Annotated in this window: 16 protein-coding genes; 9 read left to right on the top strand and 7 right to left on the bottom strand. The window is 48.5% G+C overall.

The window, feature by feature from the left end; all coding sequences use genetic code 11:
* Window positions 1-5: 5 nt before the first annotated feature.
* Window positions 6-3971, top strand: a complete 3966-nt coding sequence (locus tag JBO43_RS17775) for a conjugal transfer protein TraG N-terminal domain-containing protein (protein WP_202668408.1) — start codon at window positions 6-8, stop codon at window positions 3969-3971.
* A gap of 221 nt (window positions 3972-4192) precedes the next feature.
* Here JBO43_RS17775 and JBO43_RS17770 read toward each other — a convergent pair whose 3' ends face one another.
* Window positions 4193-4723: a lytic transglycosylase domain-containing protein gene (locus JBO43_RS17770; protein WP_202668407.1), complete on the bottom strand. Its 531-nt coding sequence runs from the start codon at window positions 4721-4723 to the stop codon at window positions 4193-4195.
* Between the two features lie 146 nt (window positions 4724-4869).
* Here JBO43_RS17770 and JBO43_RS17765 point away from each other — a divergent pair, with 146 nt between their 5' ends.
* From JBO43_RS17765 to JBO43_RS17755, 3 genes are read left to right on the top strand one after another with little or no spacing between them, the layout of a single operon-like run.
* Window positions 4870-5619 carry a thioredoxin fold domain-containing protein gene (locus JBO43_RS17765; RefSeq protein WP_202668406.1) on the top strand — a complete coding sequence of 250 codons (750 nt, stop codon included), beginning with the start codon at window positions 4870-4872 and terminating at the stop codon, window positions 5617-5619.
* Window positions 5620-5646: 27 nt separating this feature from the next.
* Window positions 5647-6024, top strand: a complete 378-nt coding sequence (locus JBO43_RS17760) for a hypothetical protein (RefSeq protein ID WP_202668405.1) — start codon at window positions 5647-5649, stop codon at window positions 6022-6024.
* 16 nt (window positions 6025-6040) lie between these two features.
* On the top strand, window positions 6041-6484 hold the full coding sequence (locus JBO43_RS17755; RefSeq protein WP_202668404.1) for a hypothetical protein: 444 nt from the start codon (window positions 6041-6043) through the stop codon (window positions 6482-6484).
* Here the strand turns inward: JBO43_RS17755 and JBO43_RS17750 are convergent, their stop codons facing one another.
* On the bottom strand, window positions 6485-7090 hold the full coding sequence (locus tag JBO43_RS17750) for a hypothetical protein (RefSeq protein ID WP_237730104.1): 606 nt from the start codon (window positions 7088-7090) through the stop codon (window positions 6485-6487). It lies immediately after the preceding gene.
* A 111-nt stretch (window positions 7091-7201) separates the two neighbouring features.
* Between JBO43_RS17750 and JBO43_RS17745 the strand changes: the two genes are divergently transcribed.
* Window positions 7202-8083, top strand: a complete 882-nt coding sequence (locus tag JBO43_RS17745; RefSeq protein ID WP_237730103.1) for a DsbA family protein — start codon at window positions 7202-7204, stop codon at window positions 8081-8083.
* Window positions 8084-8274: 191 nt separating this feature from the next.
* Window positions 8275-8760, top strand: coding sequence for a hypothetical protein (locus JBO43_RS17740; protein ID WP_202668402.1), 486 nt, complete (start codon window positions 8275-8277; stop codon window positions 8758-8760).
* Between the two features lie 135 nt (window positions 8761-8895).
* Here JBO43_RS17740 and umuC read toward each other — a convergent pair whose 3' ends face one another.
* The 3 genes from umuC to JBO43_RS17725 all read right to left on the bottom strand — a co-directional run bounded on the left by umuC (window position 8896) and on the right by JBO43_RS17725 (window position 11138).
* A complete protein-coding gene (umuC, locus tag JBO43_RS17735) occupies window positions 8896-10149 on the bottom strand; it encodes a translesion error-prone DNA polymerase V subunit UmuC (protein ID WP_237730102.1) in 1254 nt (417 codons plus the stop codon).
* 7 nt (window positions 10150-10156) lie between these two features.
* On the bottom strand, window positions 10157-10573 hold the full coding sequence (gene umuD / locus JBO43_RS17730) for a translesion error-prone DNA polymerase V autoproteolytic subunit (RefSeq protein ID WP_237730101.1): 417 nt from the start codon (window positions 10571-10573) through the stop codon (window positions 10157-10159).
* A gap of 121 nt (window positions 10574-10694) precedes the next feature.
* The gene (locus tag JBO43_RS17725) at window positions 10695-11138 is read right to left on the bottom strand and encodes a hypothetical protein (RefSeq protein ID WP_202668400.1); all 444 of its coding nucleotides are present in this window, start codon (window positions 11136-11138) and stop codon (window positions 10695-10697) included.
* Window positions 11139-11346: 208 nt separating this feature from the next.
* On the opposite strand from JBO43_RS17725, the gene JBO43_RS17720 reads away from it, so the two are divergent.
* On the top strand, window positions 11347-14694 hold the full coding sequence (locus tag JBO43_RS17720; RefSeq protein ID WP_202668399.1) for a hypothetical protein: 3348 nt from the start codon (window positions 11347-11349) through the stop codon (window positions 14692-14694).
* Window positions 14695-14944: 250 nt separating this feature from the next.
* Here JBO43_RS17720 and JBO43_RS17715 read toward each other — a convergent pair whose 3' ends face one another.
* Window positions 14945-15544 carry a lecithin retinol acyltransferase family protein gene (locus JBO43_RS17715; protein ID WP_202668398.1) on the bottom strand — a complete coding sequence of 200 codons (600 nt, stop codon included), beginning with the start codon at window positions 15542-15544 and terminating at the stop codon, window positions 14945-14947.
* A 77-nt stretch (window positions 15545-15621) separates the two neighbouring features.
* Window positions 15622-16290, bottom strand: a complete 669-nt coding sequence (locus JBO43_RS17710) for a hypothetical protein (RefSeq protein ID WP_237730100.1) — start codon at window positions 16288-16290, stop codon at window positions 15622-15624.
* Between the two features lie 184 nt (window positions 16291-16474).
* Between JBO43_RS17710 and JBO43_RS17705 the strand changes: the two genes are divergently transcribed.
* Both JBO43_RS17705 and JBO43_RS17700 read left to right on the top strand, forming a co-directional pair.
* Window positions 16475-17005 carry a hypothetical protein gene (locus tag JBO43_RS17705; protein ID WP_202668397.1) on the top strand — a complete coding sequence of 177 codons (531 nt, stop codon included), beginning with the start codon at window positions 16475-16477 and terminating at the stop codon, window positions 17003-17005.
* Window positions 17006-17227: 222 nt separating this feature from the next.
* Window positions 17228-17962: an HNH endonuclease signature motif containing protein gene (locus JBO43_RS17700; protein ID WP_202668396.1), complete on the top strand. Its 735-nt coding sequence runs from the start codon at window positions 17228-17230 to the stop codon at window positions 17960-17962.
* Window positions 17963-18085: the final 123 nt, after the last annotated feature.

Here is an 18085-nt window from a genome sequence, read left to right as displayed (position 1 = left end):
CTGCTATGGATTACAATATTTATACGTTGGGCGATATAGATTTTGTCTGGTCGGCTTTTAACGGTATCGCACTGATTTTTTCCAAATATACCGGCGTCAAAGAATTCATGACTACCGCCGCAGTGCTTGCCGGAGTAAATCTGTTTTACAAGACCTGGTTGTGGGTACTGAATCCGACCAAAACGGAGCTGCCGGTATTTTCGTGGTTCCTTGGCCTTATCTTGTTCATGATGGCAACGGTTCGCGTCGATGTAACTATTGAGTCTGTAAAATCAGGAGAGGTCAGGAATGTCGATGATATACCCATCTTTATTGCTGCTACGGCTACTGTTACGACAAACCTGAGCCAAGGGCTGCTGAAGGACTATAAAAAAGCCTTCGACCCCCTTTCTCCCGTTAATCTGTCAGCTACTACCCTCGACGATGATCTGACGCTGGGCCCAATGATTAAGTTCATGAAGTTCATGCAGTGGGGAGGCGACTCCCAGGGCTTCTGTTCGTTATTTCCGGAACCTGAGTCGGGCCTCGGCCCTATGAATCTGTGTGCAACAATCCAGTCAGTGGCCTATAACTGCCTCAATGCATCGCAGAACTCCAGCGCCAAAATCGCCGGTAAAGAAACTATCTTCAATACGATATTTTCCTCTGAAATTGAAAACAGCCTGTCACAGATAACCATGGCGGTGAACTCCGGGCTAAAAAATGCCAGTGCCAATGTGGTTGGGGCAAATGGCAGCGTTTCTAAACCCTGCAAAGACGCATGGGGGACAGTGCTTGGAATCACCGGAACGCCAGAAGCCAAAAACACAATGAGCAAAATAGCTCAGATCAACGGCATCATCAGTCCGGATGAAGCGAGCGGTGGCGGGAGTGCCTCAAGCTTTACTGATGTTATGGCTTCAGCAAACGGGGGGCATGCCACCGCAATGGCCGCGCATGATGCTGTCACCGCGCTTTTCGTAATGAATGAGCTCAAGAGCGGGGCAAGCAAATACAGAACGCCGTTGGGTATTGCCTCTGATATGCAGCTCTTTGAGGCATCATTGAAACGTACAAATACCATGGCCTCTCAGGGCCAGCTCTGGATGCAACTGTCCGGGGCCGCCATCGCTTTCTTAGAAATGTTCAGTTATATGGTTGCGCCATTTGCCCTCCTGATGCTGCTGGCATTGGGTGGTAACGGTGTGGCCGCAGCAGCAAAATATCTTCAGCTTATTGTGTTCGTGAATATTTGGCCACTCACGGCAGTAATGGTGAACGCCTATGTCAAAAAAGTGGTGACTGCCGATTTGGACACTTGGAGTACGATGAATGCAGATAATAATGCGGTGACTTGGATGGGCATACCCGGCCTTGCTGAAACCTACAGCTCTTATCTCTCAGTGGCTTCTGCACTGTATGCCCTTATCCCGGTTTTGACACTATTCCTGATGACGCAATCCATTCATCCGATGATGAATGCCACCAAAGGCGTTACACCGGACGCACCGATTAATAATGGTCACCTGACACCTCAGGTCTGGGATGCACCCAACAGCGGGAAATCGGCGTTCGGCGACGTAGCTCGCACTAACCTGATGAGTACGGGTCAGGGTTCATTGGACGGTGGTTCGGTCAAATCTAATCTTGAACGACTTGGCTCCTGGAACGTGGGGAGCGGGCTCAGTGCCGCACAGGGTCAATCAGGGAGTCAGACATCAGCAATCATGAGTTCCGCTCAAAACTCCTATCAATCGGCATACAGCCGCATGAATGAGTTAGGGAAGTCGAGCAGTGCAAATAGCCAGTTCTCCACAAGCCTGCAAAGCGGGAAAGCCTATGCCGATGAAGTTGGCTCCAGCGTGGCTAAAGATTTTTCTGCAAAATATGGCATTGATGCAAAAACATTGGCTTCCACGGTTAGTGCTGCGGTGCTGAATGGAGGACTATCTGGCAACTTAGGTGGCGGTTTTGATTCTGCAAAATTAGGCGCAAGTCTTGGAACCTCGGGTAACGTTAATAGCCAAGATAACAAAAGTCTTCAAATGGGCACTGCGCTTAATAACGCCATTAGCACAAAATTGGCTGAAAACGCTAAGGCGACGGAACAATTCTCACAGAATATGGCCAACGTGCGCTCCGATTCATTCGCGCAGACCAGTGCGTTTAAAGAAGGCTTCTCTCAGATGAATCAGGCCTCACAAACGATGGGGCAGAACCTGTCAACGTCGGTCTCAACAAACGCCAATGCAAATAGCCAGGCAGGTATCGACAGTAAACAGTCGGTGAATCTCGATATGTTGTCAGATTCTTTGCGGAAGAAGAACTTCTCTGATAATGATGTTCGCGCTTTTGCTCAGAAAAATGGCCTGAACGAAAATGCGTTTATGGACAAATTCCAAAGCTATAACGACACCTTCAAAGCCAGCAATCAACTGGGAGCAAAAATTCAGCGTGCTGATGCCCTGGTCGCCACCGTGCGTGATTTCAGCGATGACAAGATTGCCATCGATACGGCACATGGCGAGACAGCGGCCAGTAATGTCAAAGACCTTAGAGAGACATCGGGTTTGCTGAAGAACTTCATTGCGGATTTCGGCGGCAATGCACAACAGCTCAATCCGGTTATTAATCAACTGGATAAACTAAGTGGGGGGAGTTCCGGCACAGATACCCTTGCAGGGATGGAGAACCAAGTACCTCAACATATCGATACCGGCAATGTTATGGGGGCTAGAGCGGTTGAGGGGTTAGGTGCCAGCGTGAAAAGTGAGTCCAGTGGTAGGTTGGATGCGGGACAGCAGGCTGCAAACCAGCAACCTACGGGCCGCAGCAAAAATGGCATCACTGCGCAGAACGTAGGAGAGGAAGGTGGAAACGCCGTTCGTCAGAGTTACCAAGATTACAATAAGGATAACTACTCGGACAATGACCGTTCATTAGTGGAAAAACTGCCGTCAGTCGCGCCTGCCGTTTCGGACCGGGATATCAGCAAAATCGGGGCGAAAGGAGAAGCTCTGGAACGTCATGAGAAAACCTTTGATGACGCTAATGAAGCAACAGCCGGACGGACTACTAACTCAGGCGGTAATGCTATGCGAAATGCACTTAGTAATCGCTATGGAAATGATGAACAGAGGTATCTCAGTAACAATGTCGCGAACTATACGGATAAAATCCTGAACAGAACGGATATGTCTGACAGGGATAAAAATAGTGAGATATTGCAACAGGCCATCTATACCCAGGGGGCTGCTAACCGGTCAACCGGTGGCGAGAAGCGCCAGTACGAACAGGATGCGCAGAAACTGCTGGATACGCTTGATAGCCGGGGCGTTCATCTGGAGCGCGGGGATCTGAAATCTCTCGACAAAGGGTTTGATACCTACAACCGTAACGGCAGCACCCTAAAAACCGTGTCGGACTCGGTAGTCGGGAAGACCAGTGATTCACGTATATCTGGCTCTGGCCGGGGCACCAACCCTCTTGACCATGCCGTGGGAGAGCTAATTCAGAAAAATATGACGGACGGCTCTATCACTAATGGCGCCGCGAATGCCTGGCGAAATGGCAATCAGAAGCTTGCGGATGGGATGACCTCCATAGGGGCGCAAGGCTTAAGTGAATGGGCTGAACGTGGTGGCATTATTCGCGGCTCTAACGGACTTGCGACGGGTGCCAATAACGTGGAGATCATGCCAAAAGGTATTGATGAAAAAGCAGTGAAATTCATGCAAAACTCAGATGGGGCTAGCTTGATTTCGGAACGCTGGACGGGGTTGAATGCTCAGCAGGCTACAGGGAACTACCAGGAGGGTAAGGATGTGACTATGCTGGCCATGAAGCAGCAGTTGTCAGATTCCCCTGAGTATGGCCCTGCCGTGGCCGGGAAGTTTGAAGAATTCGCTAAGTCTAATCTATCTGACCGTAACGAAAACTATGAAAGCCGTCTGGGTAAACTGAACGACTGGCTCAATGAAAACAAACGGTAGATGTCATAACCTGATATGAAAAGCCGCGCTTGTGCGCGGCTTTTTTTGAGGATGGCTCAGGGCTTACCGGAAAATATGAAAGTTACTTTTGATACCGGGTACGGATAGCCAATCATACCTGCCTGACCGTGAGGACAGGCGAATGGGAAGGGTGAGAAATCTATATGAAAGCTGCTTGCTGGTAGAGTACGCAGGGCGGAGGGTTTACCCGCCTGCCTTTGTTATTGCGGCTGGCGGGTGGGTATAGCCTCATTATTAGCAATATGACCCTGATAGGTGGTGATCGGGTGCGTCCAGCGATAAAGTTCATCCATGCCGTTTCGGTTTTGAATACGGCGATTGTAACGGACCATAAAATTAAAAATGTACTTTGCCCGCACTTTGGGCGTTTTACTGTTGTAGTCCCCGATCCCTTCAAAGACATTACCGTTACGATCGACAATTTTGCGATACAGCCACCAGGTCCCCACCCAGAAGCTGGCACAGGCATCATACGCCAGAACCTTCCACGTAACGGTCGGAAAGTGCTGGGCTATCTCCGGCAGATTTGAAGAGTTAATTTGCATCGGTCCGATATCATAGCTGCCGTTAGTATTGCGGCTGAACGTGCCGACTTTCCCCCCTTCATTGTCGAAGAGGGTATACACCAGCTCTGAGTCGATACCGAAGTAGTGTGCGGCATCGCGTATGCATTGTGTCCGTATTTCAACCGGGACGGGAATAGGTTTCACATCATCAGGGGGAATAAACACGGGTCATCTCCACAGGTTAGCCAATGCGTATATTCTCCCACAGGTGAATTACCGTATCCGACAGAATAACCCCCGAATTTGTTCCGCAAGCAGAAAAGTTAACAAATATCGCATGTTAATATCTCCATTACATTTACGGAGGTGGTATGAAACCTATTTTAAAAACGGCAACCCTTACATTAGCTTTAGCATTTTCATTATTTAGCGGATTGGCAGGTGCCTCCTCCTCAAACCTCTCTGAGGCGGCACTTAGTAAACTTAAAAACGTCGGGCTGTCGATAGAGCATATAGAGCCATCCCCAGTGAGTGACATTTTTACCGTGGTTTCACGTGAAGGCATCAGTTATGTTACCAGTGATGGCGATTATATTTTCACGGGAAGTTTATTCCACGTTAAGGGAAAGGACGTGGAAAATACAACGGAACGAGCGGTGTTAATGGGGGTCCGTTCGTTTGCTGCTAAAACCAAATCCATTGAATATAAGTCGCCAAACGAAAAATATAAGCTTGCCGTATTCACCGATATCACGTGTGGTTTCTGTCAGAAGTTACATCATGATATTAAATCCTACCTTGATGCGGGGATCACCATTCAGTATCTGGCCTATCCCAGGGCGGGGCTGAATTCTGTCGTCGCGGATAGCATGGCAAAGGTCTGGTGTTCGGCCACGCCAAATAAAGCCCTGGATGAGGCGATGAGCGTACCGTCAACTGTTCCGGCGGGCAGAGCCACTGAGTCATGCCTGGACAACATCAAGTCGCAGTTCCAGATAGCCTCGACTATTCCGCTCAGGGGGACCCCAACCATGGTCTCACTGACCGGGGAGCCATTGGTGTTCAATGGATGGGTGAGTGCCGATAATCTGATTAATCAGATGAGTTCGGTTAAAAAGTAACTTTATGAACGTTGTCATGAGGTGATTATGAAATTGAAAATTTTGAATGTGTTTTTACTGGTTGCAGTGAGTTCCCAGCCCGTGATGGCTTCCGTGTGTGCCAACGGCGCATGCCAGCTCACAGAACGTGTTCAGGCACGGGAAGTGTCAGCCTCTGTCGCTGCTTCCGATCACCTGACGGCTTCCCCCAAAACCAGTGATGAACTGGCCCGAAAGCTGGACGGGTATCTGAAGAACGATAAGCTGAAGGTCAATAATGACAGCACTCACAAAGGTCCGGGATCAAGTCAAGTTCAGCAGACAGACGAACTGGCGCCAATCAGGCAGCTAAAAGTTATCCGTCCAGAGCTGGTACAAATGCCGCTATTCCAATTAACGCCGACTGGCATTGTCCGGTTTGCCTGACGGGAAGGGATCTGAAATGAATGCAGTGCGGTTACTGGATGATCTGGTTTTAAAAGCGACAGGCCTGCCAGACCGGGTGTATCTCAACGATCCTGTGGTGGCTCAGCAATTTCTTATGGCACAAAAAAAAGTACCTTTGCTGCTGGCCGGGTGGGTTGTCTGTATGGCTCTCATAGGAATAGTGAGCTTTGTCCTGCCGATCTCTTTTGAATATCAGGCGGTCGGCTTAGTATTGCTGGTGATTGCGATGGCCTTCCTGCTGAGCCAGCTGCACTGCCTGCACCCGGAAAAGGCACTGGGTGACGCCACCCTGCGTGAGCTTCTTGAAGGGCCTCTCACCTCTCTTGGGGTGAAAAAACAGCTGCATTATATCTATGTAAACAAGCTCTCGCAGGTTTCCTGGGGTGACGTGTATCGACTTTACGACATCAACCATCAAACACGATGGGCGAGCGATTAGTCAGTTCCAGGGGATAACGGTGCTGTAGAATCCGGAACGAAGTGGCGCATCCATTTTCTCTGTCAATGACGCGATCATCGCTGAGTAAGCGGCATTATCAGACGGGACAGGTGCGTTGCTTTTCATACTGACGGATAACACTTCTTTACCCGCAGGCGAACCCGGGCGCATGCTCACCCTGAATTCACGCGCATAGTGAAGGCGTGAATAGGTTTCTGTACCCACTACAGCTTCGACGGGTTCATAGTCATATTCGGTTTTAGATGCTCCCTTTTTGCCCGGATGCTGTTTTTTTTCGGTCATCACATACCCGATTACGCCCGTGACTTCCTGAGTGCTGTATTGTTTATTTTCTACTGGGCTGGCGTAGGCAAATGTCATCACGTAATCAGGCTGGCGACCAGAAATAACAAAACCCTTCTTCGATAGCCCGCTGGCCAGCTCCGATGCAAATACCCGTGACTGAATTGAATCATCAGGTGCGATAATTTTGACCTTTTTATTCAATACTGGACGAGGGATCAAGTCATAGGCTTCCATCTCCGTCTGGAAATGATAACCGCAGCCGCTTAAAAACAGTGCTGCAAAAGGTAGTACCCATTTCATCCGCATCCCACAGCCCCTTAAATACGTTTTATAGCGAATAATTTAACCTTGCCGCTTCAGTATAATCTTTTCACATTGTTCTCTAATAGACAGAATGACATAAAGGTGCATATGAAAGAGTCCAAACCGGTGAGTCGATTAAAACTGATGGCAGCGATTTTAATTACAGCTGGCGTCACAGCAACGGCGACGTTTTTATTGCAGCAGCATTTGGTTGAAAGCAAGCATATGCAGATGGAAAAATCGGCGCTTAACGAACTGGCCACTAAATCGGGAGCAGCCGGGTCCCGTGTCTATACTCCACAGGAAATTGGGGAAATCGCCGCTGACTACCTGATAAAGCATCCCCAGAAACTGGTAGAAGCGGGCAATGCGCTGGAAAACTCGAAAGCAACGGCGTCTGTTGAGCGACTGATCCCGTATGCACCGGCACTGTTTGATACCACCGAAACGCCAAATATTGGACCGGATAACGCGGACGTTGCCGTTATTGAGTTCTTCGATTACCAGTGCATCTTCTGTATGCGGGTGACGCCGGTTGTTGAGACCGCCATGGATCAGAACAAAGACGTGAAATTCTTCTTCAAAGAATTCCCGATCTTTGCCGGTACCAAACCAGTCTCTGCGATGGGAGCCGCAACCGGTCTCTACGTGTTCCATAAGTACGGCGCCGACGGTTATCGCAAATACCACAACAACATCATGACCAGTGCCCACACATTTGCCACCACGCAGCGGACGTTCCAGCTGGCGGATTTTGACACCGTCGTGAAAAAATCGGGCTTTGATGTGGCCTTTACCGGCAATGATAAAACCCGGTTTGAAAACGTCATTTCTGCAAACATGCAGCTCGGTGAGCAACTGGGCGTGTCCGGGACCCCGGGATTCATCATCATCAACATGAAGAACCCAACGGCAGACACAACGTCGTTTATTCCTGGCGCATTAGATATCAGCACATTGCAGGCGGCAATTCAGAAGGCTCGCGGTTAATTTAAGGTAATAGAATACGATTACTTCCAAGCCGGGTGCCAGTTAACCTTGCTTTCTAAAAGCACTCCGTGTTGCTTTTCTGGCGCCCTTTATCAAAACAGTTATGTTAGATGTTCGAAAGCGATAACCCTTGAGGTGCATTGTTGGTAGGACGAGTTCGTTCAGCTGCTTCAGTCGGTAGAGAATCTTAAATGACAATAGCACTTGTCGTGTTGACGCTTGCAGTTTTGGCTCTGGCGTATGGACGTTATCAAGATCGAAAATTATTAAGCGAATTGGTTCGTAACCAAGAGAATAATTTAGCTCTCCCAATTACCCAGCTCGAATCGAAGCCGAAATTTGTCAGTCGGGAAACAGCCTGGGAGATGCATTGTTTTGCCAGTATTGATCTATATCTTCACTTGCTCATAGCCCTGGAAAACAGCTTAAAACATGAAGGTTTTACACTAACTCGCTCAGGTCGAAATGCGGAGAAACTCAACGCAGATACAATCAAGCGAGTCGCACGATACATAGCGACAGAGCATTACTTGTATTTGTCCCCAATGGAACCAACTGAAATGATAGATGATAAAGTGAACGTTGGCGAAAGAGACGGTAGTAACATTGAGAGGCTGATTCTACTGAGCAAGGGGTGTCGTAAGCAGGGATGGTTTATTGAAAGATCCCAGGATTAAAGAGGTTTGACAAATTAGAATCTGGTAGTACAGCAGCATAACACCACTTTAAGGAGGTCGCGTTTAAAGCGCTCAGTACACGCGATTATCTTTGCCGCTTCAAGCAGACCCTCTCTATGGATATAAGGGTACCGTCTAAGAGCGCGCAACAGGAAGTTCATCCCAGCGAGTGGTGTAGCGTGGCGATAACAGGGTCTGTTTCATCCTGAAGGGCTGTTCAATGCCTTCAGCCAGCATGAATACAGTTCCCCTGTGTTGCCGGTTAAGACGATCCATTACTTTCATCAATGCCTCACTCCCTGACCTCACTGGCCTTTCATCAAACAGACTCAGCTGCTCAGTACCGTCGGTCATCGATGACAGCACCACTCCCGCTTTTGCGTAGGCGACCCCTGGCCGGTAAATCCTGTTAAGAATAGCGATGGCCGCACTGTTCAGGTCCCGCGTATCCTGCGTGGAGGTAAGAAATTCTATTCCGCTGGTGCTGAAGCGATCCGGACCCTTGGCAAAATGACTGCTCTGGATGAATACCATTATCTGTCGCGCCCACGAACCGTCAAGCCGCAGCTGCTCTGCGGCTCTTGCTGTGAAGAAGGATACTGCCTCATGCAGATCGTGCCGCTCGGTAAGACGTTGACCAAAACTGCGGGAAACGATGATTTGCTGTCGGGCCGGAGGGGAGTCATCCAGGGCAAAACAAGGTTCACCATTAAGTTCTCGCCAGGTCCTTTCCATCTGTACGCCAAAGGTCTTTCTGATAAAACGCACATCGGTATTGGCGAACTGAGCACCGGTTTTGATCCCCAGCTCACAGAGATGTTCGCTTATCCTTTTGCCGATCCCCCATATTTCCCGGGTTTCAACCAGTGACAATAATTTTTGAATGCGGATAGGGTCAGTCAAAACGACGACTCCCCCCGTGGCTTTCCACCTCTTGCTAGCGTAGGTGGCTAATTTCGCTAACGTTTTCGAAATACCCACCCCCACACCACAGGTGAGTGAGAGGTTGTGCTGAAGGGTGGCCCGAATTTCACGACCATAGCGTTCCGGATCGATAAGATGCGTCATCCCAGCAAGTGACATAAAGCATTCGTCCACAGAATATCGATTGGTGGCAGCGGCGTACCCTTCAAGGGTCTCATGGAACCGGTTCGAGTAGTCCTCATAGAGGGTAAAATTAGAGCTTCTGATGGCAATGCGGTGCTTTTTGATCAGCTCTTGGCATTTGAAAAGGGGAGCACCGCGTTTAATTCCAATATTTTTTGCCTTTTGATTCATAGCGATAACCATAGAATCGTTGTTGCTCAAGATCAACAGCGGATGATCGGCAAGCTTTGGCTCCATGGCAGTTTCAAAGGCGGCATAGGCCCCGTTGATATCGACATGCATATACATATCAGAACTGATTTACCGCAAAAGTGACCACACCCCAGATCTCCAGCTCCTCCGGATTGACCCGTATAGGTGAAAATGCCGGGTTGCAGGGCAACAGCATGAGCTCCGGGTTGAGCTGAAGCTGCTTGACGGTAAATTCACCGTCCACAAGCGCAATGACGATGGAACCGTCGGTGGCAGTCAGTGAACGGTCGACAACCAAGATAGCTCCATCGCAGATCCCGGCGTCTTTCATGGAGTGACCACTGGCTCGAATGAAAAAGGTGCTGGGGCGATTTTTAACTACGTGCTCATGAAGGTTAAGTTCGTTGTCCTCGTGGCCTGCACAGGGGCTCATTACCCCGCAACTAACGAGGTCGGAAAAATATGGAGAGTACGTCTGCGGGTGGGCTGCGGGGATGTCAAAAGTAACTTTCATGATCGCGTCCGAAAATACTGGTTATATACACAGTATCACCGCCATTCGCGCAAAGATCAAACGCTCTCAGCTGTATGAGGACGCTCCAGCCCGACTAAAACCGCGAGCCTACTTATATTATTCAAGGCGCTAATGCGGAGGAGATCCCTGCGATGTGAAGCCTGTCTGAATATCCCTCAGTAAGCACATTCAGCAGGGCCGGAGCCATTGGTTTTACCGGGAAGGGCTGTATCGCCAGGTACTGGTACCGCAACCGGAAAGAATTGCCGGAAAATATCCCATGCGGTGCCTGTGCGGCAACCTCATCACCCAGTTGCAGGCGCACCCACATCTTCAGGCGGTAGTCGAGGATATGCCCGTCCAGCACTATCCAGCAATGGGGAGAAAACGCAATGCCATTATCCAGTCCGCACACTTTTCCCAAGACACGCTGGTGAGGGATGTTCTCACGTGAGAGGGCTAGGCTGACCATCATCGTGTGTCCATCGCATTCCTGTGGTGCGTCATCCACCAGCAGCAATGTCTGATGGAGTGTTTTGAGATAAGAAGGCGGGTTTGTATCCATTAATTGCGTCCGGGTAAAACTGCGGATTCTGTCGTAAAACATCATATCAAGTTAAGCAGGTAATTCTACCGAACCCATTTCGACGGATCTGACTTAGTTAGATAGCTCGCACATTTCCGTCAGGATGTTTTTCAGTGTCGCGGGGTTATTAGGAGTTCAGACTAAGTTGGTATGCTATGACCAAATCGCGGCAGGTAAGGAAAATCCGATGGGTGAGTTGATCATCAAAAATAGCGTAGAGCGTATTGAGCGCTTTCAGTCTCTGGCCTCCGGGGAATTCTGGTCTGCGTTAGTGGACATCCCGGAGGAAGGCATTAGTGTCGGTGATACCCTACTTATCGTATCACTGCGCTACGCAGAGAATGAATTACATACGGTGATCCTTCGCTCTCATCCCCGTGTCTATGGCAAAACCATTGCTGTTCAGATGACGAATAGCCAGGGCGAGATTAACGAGCGTGGGAAGACGATGACAGAACATCGCTTCCTGAGGCAGGATTTTCTCAACCGCTTCCAGTTTCAGCCCGAGCATAAGCAGATCCGTGCCGCCGAGCTGCGGCTTGTTCAGGAGGAGGTGGCGAGGCTTCAGTCTGAGCTCACCGGACTTGTCAGCAACCCGCAAGCCCTCAGAAGCTTCGCTCTTGAGCAATTCGAAGAGGAAAAGTTTAAGGCGGATTCCTCTGATCAGCGTGGTGGAACCCTGGCCTTTCCGGCTCAGCAACAGACGATTGCCTCCCTTGCCGTGGGAAGCGTCCAAAATGCGCTGTCATCGGATTTAACTGAGGCGCGTATCGATGAGATCCGAAACGCCGCCAGGCAGGAAGGTCGGGTGAACGAAATTATCAGCCAGACTATCTCCGCTAGGTCGAATGATATCACCAGAGCCATTCAGCGGATGACGCCGTATTTTGAAGAACAGGGCGCGGCGATGATTGCGACGTCTGAAGCCTCCCGGGAGCATGTGAAAAAAATCCAGGATGGCGTGGGAAGTCTAGAGCTCTACGTTGGCAAGGATGTTGAGGTAGTGACGATTTGCGAGGGAGAGTCAGCCCCGGAAAACATTCCACTTCAGATTGTTCAGGCAAAACTCATGGTCGACGAAGAACTGGCCGTGTGGACCGATCTGAACCAATGGTTTGATTTCTCAGACATGGACAGATTCCATCAGGCACTGAAAGCTCATCCTTCGCTGGTGGGCCAGATTTTCCCGTCTGAACGCGCCGTTGTCTGTATGGCCACAACACGCCGGTATATTGATTATCGTGACCCGTGGGAAAGCCGGGAGCGCAACGCGCAGAACAGAGTGGTGTTCCTGCTGGTAAGGGATGGGCAAAACGTTTACCAGGTTTTTTCTTCTGTCGAAAGCCACCTGGGTGCCAGCCAGCTGTTTCCTTCCGAAAGTGAGCAACAAGCTCATTTCAAAGGGATGGATGGCAGTACCATCAAATTCGAAGATGTCAGTTACACGGACCGGCTCAAGGCGCACGACCTGATGGCCTTGCATTACCGGCGCTTTTTAATCCTCATCTGCGGGCTGGATCACCGGCTGAAGCTCTTTGGGTCGTTCTACGACAAACGCACTCCCTTCAGCTTCCTGAGCCTCGAATTTCAGGAACAGTTCATGACCTTCCTGCATGACAGTGACGGCAGCGGATTACTGGCTGCACCTGAGATTCGCCCATCCCTTAGCGAGTTCGTAGATCGTGCCAATTCGGCGTTACAGTCCGGATCACGGGTGCTTTGCGCCTGGCGGGAACTGATTTCTCCTCGCACGGCGCCAGGAGCTGTACAGGAAGACCGCGATTATAACAGCAGCTACCGGGGCTGGAGCTGGAAAGCGAGCCCACTCAAAGATTATGAGATTGTCATTGCCAGTAGTCAGGGCGAGGACCTTATCGTGAATGCGTTGTGCGAAAGGCATTCCACAGGCAAAAAAGTCAGCTGTAAGGTCAATGTGTCGAAGTTCCAGGTCAGGGATACCATGGGATACCTGTGCATGGATACCATTCTGCCAGAAGACCTTGAGTGGTATATCCGTCGCCGAAAATTTCGCAGCAATCATATTTTTTACATCCGGATGTTTAAGATGGCGTTGGAATTTATCCGGCAGGAACGCCAGGAAGAACAGACCTATCGCATTGAGCTGAATCAGGCACTGGTCGATGGCCATATTGGTACACCGGAAAGCCGCCCGGGGCTCATTGATAAATGCATCATCATATTCCGCGCCAATAATCGTGGTGATCCGCTCTCTATAGCCATGGCGACCCAAAAGGGCAGGGAAGGGTTGCTGAATCAACTCTATCAGCTTGGCGGGGCCGGAAGGAGCCAATTACCGGCGGTGAAGGCCTTCATTGAACAGAAGGGGTTCACGCTTATTCGTCTATCGGTAAATGCCACGGGTAAACTGCTGGCTTACGCCACACCAGCTGCCTATGAATGTGATAACCGACTGGAGGCCCATGCCTGGGTACACAAGCTAACGTTGGCATCCAGCACCAAAGGGGTTATTCGGCAGGCTAATAAGGACTGGGTCAAACTGAAACCAATCACGCCGTCAGAAAATATCCTGTTTGAAGAGCCGCAGCTGGTGGCGAAATGGGCAGGCAAAAAAACTGCATTTTCAAGTTATCAGGAAAAGCAGCGCTTGTTTGACCTTTGTAGTCGGGGTCCAGAATTACTCCGCCAGTTCGTGGACATGAAGAACCCTGAAACCTTTCTCCAGATGATGTCTCAATGGCTTGTGGCTTATGAGGAAATCAATGAGACCGGAGCAACCGTTGAAAACCCCGCCATGATGGTGCCCGTTGCGGTAGAGCGTGTTAAAGGGAAGGCACAATTGGTGTATCTCGGGACCAAAAGTCCTGAAGCATGGTTTATGCATCATGCCCCGAATGAGCAGATGCGGGAAATGTTTACCGAAGAGTACATTGAGTTCTATGAAAATGCGGAATCAATGCGAAGTCGTCTGCTGGCAAAATTAGAGGCTGGGGTATCACCTGGGATGAGTTTCTACACCAAAACAGAAGGCGAAGTACAGGAGCCTATCTTTGATGGCAACCGTAAATCCGAGTATAGCCTATGGTCTACCAGTAACCTGACTGCATTGCCGACAATGCTGAACGACCAATGGACCTATCTGATTTCTGGTTTCGACCGGAATGGCCAGCTTTATCTGACGCCATCATTCATTGATGACGAAGGTACCGTCATGATTGACGAAGCCATCGAGTATCCTCGGCCAGCGGGATTATCACCTGTTACGGTCTGGGAATTTGAGCGCGACCATTTCGCAAAAATGGCGGTAGATTGTGATGGAAAGCCGGTAATGCTGACGCACTGGTACGACATCGCCCCTGAAGAACTGACGGTACAAGAGGTTTTGGGAGGTATCTCCCCGGCAGATTTTGTGGTGCGGACGTACCGAATGGACTCAGCAGAGCAGGCAATGAATAATTTCAACCGGGGGGCGGGCCGACTGCGGTACGCATCGGAAAACGAGGAATGGCCGCAGCCGCCAGAGGGGGTTATGCGGATCGTTAAACGCGCCTGGTAGTTGTCTACCCTCTGACTACGTGTGGGTCAGAGGGTACTGAGCGAGTCGGCTATCCATCCTCACTGAAAAAGGTCACGGCAGTAGTAAGAGAAAAGTTACTTTCTTCGTACTGGCCTTTAAGCTGAACCCAGGGGTTACAAAGTTTTAGCGGGAAAGGGGGGGTAAAATAACCTTAGTAGCTAAGCGGAATTAGTTATGCTGTATTGTGCTCATAATACTGACAATTAATACTAGCTAAATTAATTTCTACTTAACGTAGCAGTTTAAATGCATGTCTGCTAATCCATGAGCGGTCCAGCTCTGCATCAAGCTCCTCTATTAATTTCTCATACTTCCTGATTATTTTATACATAGATGTCTGTTCACTATCACGAACGTTTGTTTTACACCACACTGCAAAATGCTCGCAATTATTTACCACCAAATGATAGTTCTTCTCACCAATCCTACTGTTCGCTCGGTGAATGACTTCATCAGGAGTCTGTATTTCATAATTTATAGATTTAAGTAGTTCATATGTGGCTGACAATGCTTTAAGTATTTTAATTAATACTTGAATAAAAGTTAACGGCCCGAAAATAGATGAGAGAGTCGCATTACTGGAAACGCTTGTGTACGTACGCTCATCAAAGAAGTGTTCCGGGAAATCAACAATTTCATATTTTTCACTATCTTTTAAAAAGTGAGCAAAATCTGTTGTCATTATCATATTGTTCGCTGAAGAGGTATCTGAGTCAGACGAGGTGTAATGAATGACGCGGCTATCATTGTCAAAAATTGCAAAGTGCCAGAAATTTTTGGTTGCAATACGACGAACTCTTAACACATCACCACGAACAGGTTTTCTCATTTAAATCTCACTTTAAAATTTGTAAATTCAGCAGTGTGTTGATGAACTGTGGTCAGACTAAATCGATAGCGCAAGTACTAATTATCCCTTTCGCCGGAAAGCGATGCAACAAGGCGTTTAGCATGTTTGATATTAAGCGTTGTCATGTTGGCGCCCAATTCAGCCATCATTTTGTGATTAGCGCATCTTACATACGGCAGGAGGCATCCAGTGTAGGCTTTGGTAGTTGCAATAGTCACCTGGGAAAAGGGCACATTCAGGTGTCTGATGCCCTCCAGTAAATCCTGTTCAACTGCGTTCAGATAAAGCGGCGATGCAGCGAGAACAAAGCGGTCATTGTTGCAGGTACTGAGTAGCTCAGAAAGTGAGCTCATACGTCCGGGTAAAATCGGGTTTCGGGTATGAAGGTCCCACATTCTTGTGGCCATTTTCCCCATGGTAGAGAAACTTGCTTCATAGGGAAGTGCAGGGTCAGAGCTATGGCGAAGACCGATACCTGCGGAAATCACCCAAAGTGAGACCTCCGGATGAAGATGACAAATATCTAAAGCAGTCTGCCAATGAGCACCGCGATACAGCGAACTGGCATTCGTCACCCCGTTGTGTTGATGATACCGATGTCTAAGGCCAAGAGACCATTCTAAGAATGTTTCATTAATATCTATCAGATCATCCGGGAATACTGAGTTCTCTGTTTCTCCAGACTTACCTTTGGCGCAGGTGGTTATTAAGTGAATATTACTCATCTTATTACCTTAAATCGGAATGATTTGAAATTAATTGTGCGGCAGTAAAATTACTTTCTAATTGGCAGTCAATGTTAGGTGTCGATACATTATTAGTTTTAACAGCAATAATGTTAGCATATCTCTTAATGGCTGCACATACATTGATTTAAAAATGACAACACAGATAAGAGGTGACGTTTTAATGGATTCGATTGATAAAACAATCAGCAAACATATGCTGGAGAAATTTGGCTGGGCATTGGAGAATTTTAATCATGCCACCCCAGTTACATCCCACTTTGTCTATTTTAAAGACTGGCGGGAAAATAAAATCTGGCTAATGAGTTTATCTCAGGAGCACTTTAACCATACGAAGATTACTACTGGGATTTGTTTTGACGATGTGGTGTCAGCGATAGCCTACTACGTAAACAAAACAGTACGAGACCAAGTGCTGACTGAAAAAGAACAGAGCATGCTTGCACCACTTTTGATCAACTACATTAAGCAAACTCAAAATTATGCGGCATGGCGTCGTCAAATTAGTCGTGATCAAAGACTGCATTTTCTTATTAATGTCTATTCTGAGCCAAAATCTGATAAAGACGCAATTACGCTGCGTCCATTTATTGCTAACGCCGATGAAGTCATGCTCAGTTTAGATGAGGTGATAGATCTCACGGGCCAGGTACAAAGGGTGGACAAGAAAAACCACCCTGAATGGGTTTGTTAAATAATTCGGACCCCGATATGAATCGCTTCTACAGATAAGCTTTATGGTGATGATGTGGGTCCAGAATATTGCCAGAAGCGGCATGTTTGGTTGTGCCGCCCAATCCTTTTTCGATGATTAAGACGCTTTATCGTCGGTTCAAAGGCAAAAATGCTTGCTAAGCTGCTCTGAAAGTGAAAATTGCCAGAGTTATCAATTAATCTGGCCAACGAGATAAAAACTATGAAGAGCTTACCAATCCCGAAAAGAGGCTTCCGGGTTTACGACCTGCTGAAAATGGCCGGTATGTCATTAGATGACTGGCCACATGCGAACGCCCCCAACTTTAACATGCGGTGGGCCTGGATTGAGGGTGACATTGCCGTAGTAAATGTGTGGACTGATAACATCATGGAATCAGCCGAACTGGAAGGAACGTATACGGCGAGCTACACGGCCCGGGGTCAGAAGAGGAAGTGGGCAAAAGATACTGATAATACCTACAAGGAAATTTCTCGAAGAAGATTGCTGGTCCACGTACTGTTGAAGGAGCGTAATACCAACAAGAGCATTCTGGATACCGAACAGTGGTCTGCTGTGTACGACGAATTGACCGGTGTACTGCTTCTTACGAGAGGTGACGTCACGCAGTTTGAAGACCAGCATGGCGATTTTCGTGATGACAGCAGCGTAGTCCAGACAGAAGCGGCCAAAAGGAGCAATCAATTGCGACTGGCGGCATTAAAAAGAAGTCGGGGAATATGTGAGTATTGCCGCGAACCGGGATTTCTTACGGTCAGAGGGACACTCTTTGCGGAAGTGCATCATATTCAATTTTTAAGCGATAAAGGACTAGATACGCTGGATAACCTTGTCGTACTTTGTCCAAATGATCACAGGCGCGCGCACCATTCTATTGAAGGAGAAGAAATGAAGCAGTTTTTCCTCAATCTACGTAAGTTCAGTCTAGGATTATGATAATACGACAGAGATGTCGTACATCACGTTCCAAGAAAAATAGGATGGGTTAAATATTGAATTTTTCCCTCTTTAAAAAGCATTAACTGAGGGGGAACTTTTACTCATTGTCCGCTTCTGGCA

It is taken from the genome of Lelliottia jeotgali (genome assembly GCF_016771845.1).
Taxonomy (GTDB): domain Bacteria; phylum Pseudomonadota; class Gammaproteobacteria; order Enterobacterales; family Enterobacteriaceae; genus Enterobacter; species Enterobacter jeotgali.
The sequence above is the reverse complement of the archived record's forward strand: the minus strand, read 5'-3'. Positions and strand labels throughout refer to the sequence as shown.

Bases quoted from the DNA above. Each gene is read 5' to 3' on its own strand.
- JBO43_RS17745 (WP_237730103.1), top strand. From the start codon at position 7,202: ATGAAAGAGTCCAAACCGGTGAGTCGATTAAAACTGATGGCAGCGATT.
- umuC (WP_237730102.1), bottom strand. From the start codon at position 10,149: ATGCATGTCGATATCAACGGGGCCTATGCCGCCTTTGAAACTGCCATG.
- JBO43_RS17725 (WP_202668400.1), bottom strand. From the start codon at position 11,138: ATGGATACAAACCCGCCTTCTTATCTCAAAACACTCCATCAGACATTG.
- JBO43_RS17775 (WP_202668408.1), top strand. From the start codon at position 6: ATGGATTACAATATTTATACGTTGGGCGATATAGATTTTGTCTGGTCG.
- JBO43_RS17755 (WP_202668404.1), top strand. From the start codon at position 6,041: ATGAATGCAGTGCGGTTACTGGATGATCTGGTTTTAAAAGCGACAGGC.
- JBO43_RS17765 (WP_202668406.1), top strand. From the start codon at position 4,870: ATGAAACCTATTTTAAAAACGGCAACCCTTACATTAGCTTTAGCATTT.
- JBO43_RS17705 (WP_202668397.1), top strand. From the start codon at position 16,475: ATGGATTCGATTGATAAAACAATCAGCAAACATATGCTGGAGAAATTT.
- JBO43_RS17710 (WP_237730100.1), bottom strand. From the start codon at position 16,290: ATGAGTAATATTCACTTAATAACCACCTGCGCCAAAGGTAAGTCTGGA.
- JBO43_RS17715 (WP_202668398.1), bottom strand. From the start codon at position 15,544: ATGAGAAAACCTGTTCGTGGTGATGTGTTAAGAGTTCGTCGTATTGCA.
- JBO43_RS17720 (WP_202668399.1), top strand. From the start codon at position 11,347: ATGGGTGAGTTGATCATCAAAAATAGCGTAGAGCGTATTGAGCGCTTT.
- umuD (WP_237730101.1), bottom strand. From the start codon at position 10,573: ATGAAAGTTACTTTTGACATCCCCGCAGCCCACCCGCAGACGTACTCT.
- JBO43_RS17760 (WP_202668405.1), top strand. From the start codon at position 5,647: ATGAAATTGAAAATTTTGAATGTGTTTTTACTGGTTGCAGTGAGTTCC.
- JBO43_RS17700 (WP_202668396.1), top strand. From the start codon at position 17,228: ATGAAGAGCTTACCAATCCCGAAAAGAGGCTTCCGGGTTTACGACCTG.
- JBO43_RS17750 (WP_237730104.1), bottom strand. From the start codon at position 7,090: ATGAAATGGGTACTACCTTTTGCAGCACTGTTTTTAAGCGGCTGCGGT.
- JBO43_RS17740 (WP_202668402.1), top strand. From the start codon at position 8,275: ATGACAATAGCACTTGTCGTGTTGACGCTTGCAGTTTTGGCTCTGGCG.